Source organism: Prevotella sp. Sow4_E9_plate (genome assembly GCF_052116205.1).
Taxonomy (GTDB): Bacteria; Bacteroidota; Bacteroidia; order Bacteroidales; family Bacteroidaceae; genus Prevotella.
This window is the reverse complement of sequence record NZ_JBQKLN010000095.1, coordinates 1-3,469: the sequence shown is the minus strand read 5'-3', so window position 1 is coordinate 3,469 and position 3,469 is coordinate 1. Positions and strand designations below refer to the sequence as shown.

The 3,469-nt window shown below is 38.3% G+C and carries 2 protein-coding genes and 1 pseudogene; 2 read left to right on the top strand and 1 reads right to left on the bottom strand.

Annotation, left to right across the window (positions count from 1 at the left end; all coding sequences use genetic code 11):
• Positions 1-18 precede the first annotated feature (18 nt).
• Together ACTQ53_RS17270 and ACTQ53_RS17265 are read left to right on the top strand one after the other, a co-directional pair.
• Positions 19-2,445 (top strand): carboxypeptidase-like regulatory domain-containing protein, encoded by a 2,427-nt coding sequence (locus tag ACTQ53_RS17270; RefSeq protein WP_441934528.1) that lies wholly within the window; start codon positions 19-21, stop codon positions 2,443-2,445.
• Positions 2,446-2,623: 178 nt separating this feature from the next.
• Positions 2,624-3,187: an RteC domain-containing protein gene (locus tag ACTQ53_RS17265; RefSeq protein ID WP_052484764.1), complete on the top strand. Its 564-nt coding sequence runs from the start codon at positions 2,624-2,626 to the stop codon at positions 3,185-3,187.
• Positions 3,188-3,321: 134 nt separating this feature from the next.
• Here the strand turns inward: ACTQ53_RS17265 and ACTQ53_RS17260 are convergent.
• Positions 3,322-3,469 (bottom strand): annotated as a pseudogene (locus ACTQ53_RS17260) (IS1380 family transposase); the annotation flags it as partial.

Here is a 3,469-nt window from a genome sequence, read left to right as displayed (position 1 = left end):
TTTGCAACACTAAGATAAGTGAAAAATCTGACATGGCAAAATCCTGAGCAACTTTTTGTTGCTCAGGAACTTATAAATAAAGTTAAATCAAAGTGTTGCGGAATTAAGGATTATAAGAAAACAAGTATGGACTTTAATAAAGCTCGATTATTATATCTTATCGTATTTTTCCTGTATTCCGGCCTAAGTGTGTCCGGACAATCGATTCATGTTTCAGGAAGAGTACTTCAACAAAATACGCAAACACCTGTTGAGTTTGCTAATGTCGTTCTATTCAAACAAGATTCAGTCTTTCTGAAAGGAACAACGACAGACACTATCGGAAGATTTGAATTTGAAAATCTTCCCACAGATAATTATGTGCTGTCAGTATCCTGTTTAGGATTTGAAACAAAGCGGATTTTGATACAGAATCTGACGGAATCAGCACAAATAGATGTGTATTTGAATGAAAATGTTTTGTTACTTGGGGAAGTGGTGATTTCTGCTTCTTCCACAATAAACAAGATTAACCAACGGATTGTGTTCCCGACAAAATTGCAAATCAGCCATTCTGCCAACGGAATGCAATTGCTGAATACAATGATGCTTCCCGGCTTGAACATCAATCCGATGCTGAATACGATTTCATCATCCGACGGCGGGAAAGTCATTTTGCAGATTAACGGCGTAAATACCACGCCGGAAGAAATTCAGACCTTGCAACCCCGCCAAATCAAGCGGATAGAATATTCGGATTATGCAGGTATCCGATACGGACATGCTTCCAAAGTTATCAACTACGTGGTAGTAAGGGATGATAAAGGCGGTGTTGTTGGTGTGGATTTGATGAACTCGCTGAATATCCTTGCAGGGGGCGATGTTTTCTTTGCCAAATTCAACAAAGGAAAATCGGAATATGCTTTGAACTACACCGCAGCGTTTCAACGCATCAACACGAATAACAGAAATCGCACAGGTAGTTATCAGTTTGAAAATTCATCCCCTATATTGAGGGAAGAAATCAGTGCCGGAGGTGATTATTCGTACCAAATGCATGATTTTTCGCTGACATACAACTATCAGCAGAGCGATTCGGCTTTTTTCAATGCCAAGTTGAAATATAATCTGAGCAATCAGCCTCACAACGATTTCAACAGTTTTCTAAAAGAGAATGGCACGGACAAAGGGTTGATTTTTGACGGAAGTCAGCAAAAAATTAATGTTCCTACCATCGACTTGTATTACCAGTATGGTTTACCCAAAAATCAGAAAATATATGCTAATGTGGTGGGGAGTTATGCGAACGCAGCATCTTCGCGGAATTACTGCGAATACAACGATGTTGATACTCTTTACAGCGAACGTTCGGAACTGTTTTCCGATAAATATTCACTGATTGCCGAAGGCATATACGAAAAAGGATTTGCCCATGGAAATTTGAAATTCGGGATAAAACATATTCAGTCGTTTACAGAGCAGACAATTAATCAGGGCGAGGAATTCAAATCGGATTTGAATCAGGCGGAATCGTCGGTTTTTGCAGAGTGGTTTTATAGTAAGGGCAAATTCAGCTATAGCTTGGGACTTCGCCTGAATCGCCTGCATTTTTCCAATGTATCTGTTACCAAAAGCTATTACCATTTCTTACCCAAAGCGATGGTTGGCTATCGGTTCAGTGATAATTCTTTTATCCGGTATGATGCGGAGATGAGTCAAACGAATCCAACCCTGATGGAGTTGGCCGACACGGAAATCCGTCTTGACTCGTATCTTGCCGAGAAAGGGAATCTGTTGCTTCAACCGTACCTGAATCTGAATAATAATTTATATTACGAAAACAGAAAAGGGTTGTTCGCTTTCAATGCAAGCCTGCATCATCACTACAAACACAATCCTATCATGGAATCGAAAAGAGAACATGGAAATGTGTTCCTGACAATGCCCGAAAACATGAAAGATTGGAATAAGTATAATGCGGAGATAACATTGAAAGTAGGGATGATAAAAAACTTCCTGCAATTTTCGGTTACAGGAGGCTTCAACCACTTTGACAGTCGTGGGAACAACTATTCGCATACCCATTCTAATTTTTATTACAGGGCAGATGTTTTGGCAATGTATAAGAAATGGATGCTGATAGGCCAGCTACAGCCTTTTGACGAAAGGTTATACGGCGAAACCGTCATAAAGGATGGTAATTATCACTACTTGGCTATCCGGTACAATGCGACTAATTTTTCTTTTGGCATAGGTGCGTTCAATCCGTTTAAGAATGTTTCCCGAACCATTATGGAAAACAAAAATGCACAAGCGCCTTTCCGAAGAGAAAGTTTTAGCGATGCATCCCGAATTCTCGTTGCCACGCTCACTTGGAATTTTAATTTCGGAAAAACTCATCTTGTCGGTACTAAATCGCTGAATAATCAGGATACCGACTACGGAATCAAAGGAAGTTATAAGTAAGATTAGGTGTTGATTTCAACAAATTCTGTATTATGTATTTCTGGCAAATCTATCACTAATTATCTTTCAGCGACATGTTGTTGCTTCGCGTTCACTGAATCCTATCGGAATTCAGTGAACGCCTTTGTGTGTCGTCAACTGACGATATCATCCTTTTTTTTACTCAAAATCAATAAAAATGAAAGATAAGATAAAAAACATTGCAGAAAAATTAGAACATCAAATCAGGATGCATGAACTCGATTTAAATGACAGGATTAAAGATATTCCTCAAATAATATTGCTGTTGGAACAGGGGTTCTCGGAATTGAAAGAAATAGTTTCGTTTTATAAGTTCAAAAGTGAAATGGATGAAATATTCTTTTTCAAGATAATAAAACCCAAGTTTTTTAGTAAACTAATCTATTACAGGAAAGTGTATAACATCGAAATGATGCGCCCCAACGGACAAGATTGTGTGCTGAAAAATTATTTCATCAATGAACTGAATCAGTTAGAGAATTTCTACAATAAGAACATTGATTTCTATAAATACTACCGTTCGGGAAGTACGCATTTGGATAAGTACTTTTTTCTGAGAGGAAAACAAGATATTCAAATGACAATGGAAACATTTTATTTTGAAAGAGACCCTAATTTTTCTACGATTTGCGATTTTAAAGTTGCAAAAATAGTAGCAAACGAAATGTTGCGAATTTATCTGAATCCTAAAATCCGCAACTATCATCCAATACACGATTAAGGGTAGATTTATGAGTCGTTAGTAGCAGCTTTCAGTAAAAAGCAACAGCACAACATCAATATGTAGCCACCATCCCCTTACCCCACGATGCGACTTGAGGTAATACGCAGATTCAAACCGGAAAGAAAGGATTCTTATCCGAATTCTGTTTTGAAGGGTTTTGCATAAGCTCGGTTCTCTGTGTAGATATTCAGCACGTATTGCCTTGCAGTCATGATCCACTTGGCAGGTACGGAGATGAATCTGAAGACAAAAGCCTTTATGCGACTCGTTTTCTTGAGC

Bases quoted from the DNA above. Each gene is read 5' to 3' on its own strand.
- ACTQ53_RS17265 (WP_052484764.1), top strand. From the start codon at position 2,624: ATGAAAGATAAGATAAAAAACATTGCAGAAAAATTAGAACATCAAATC.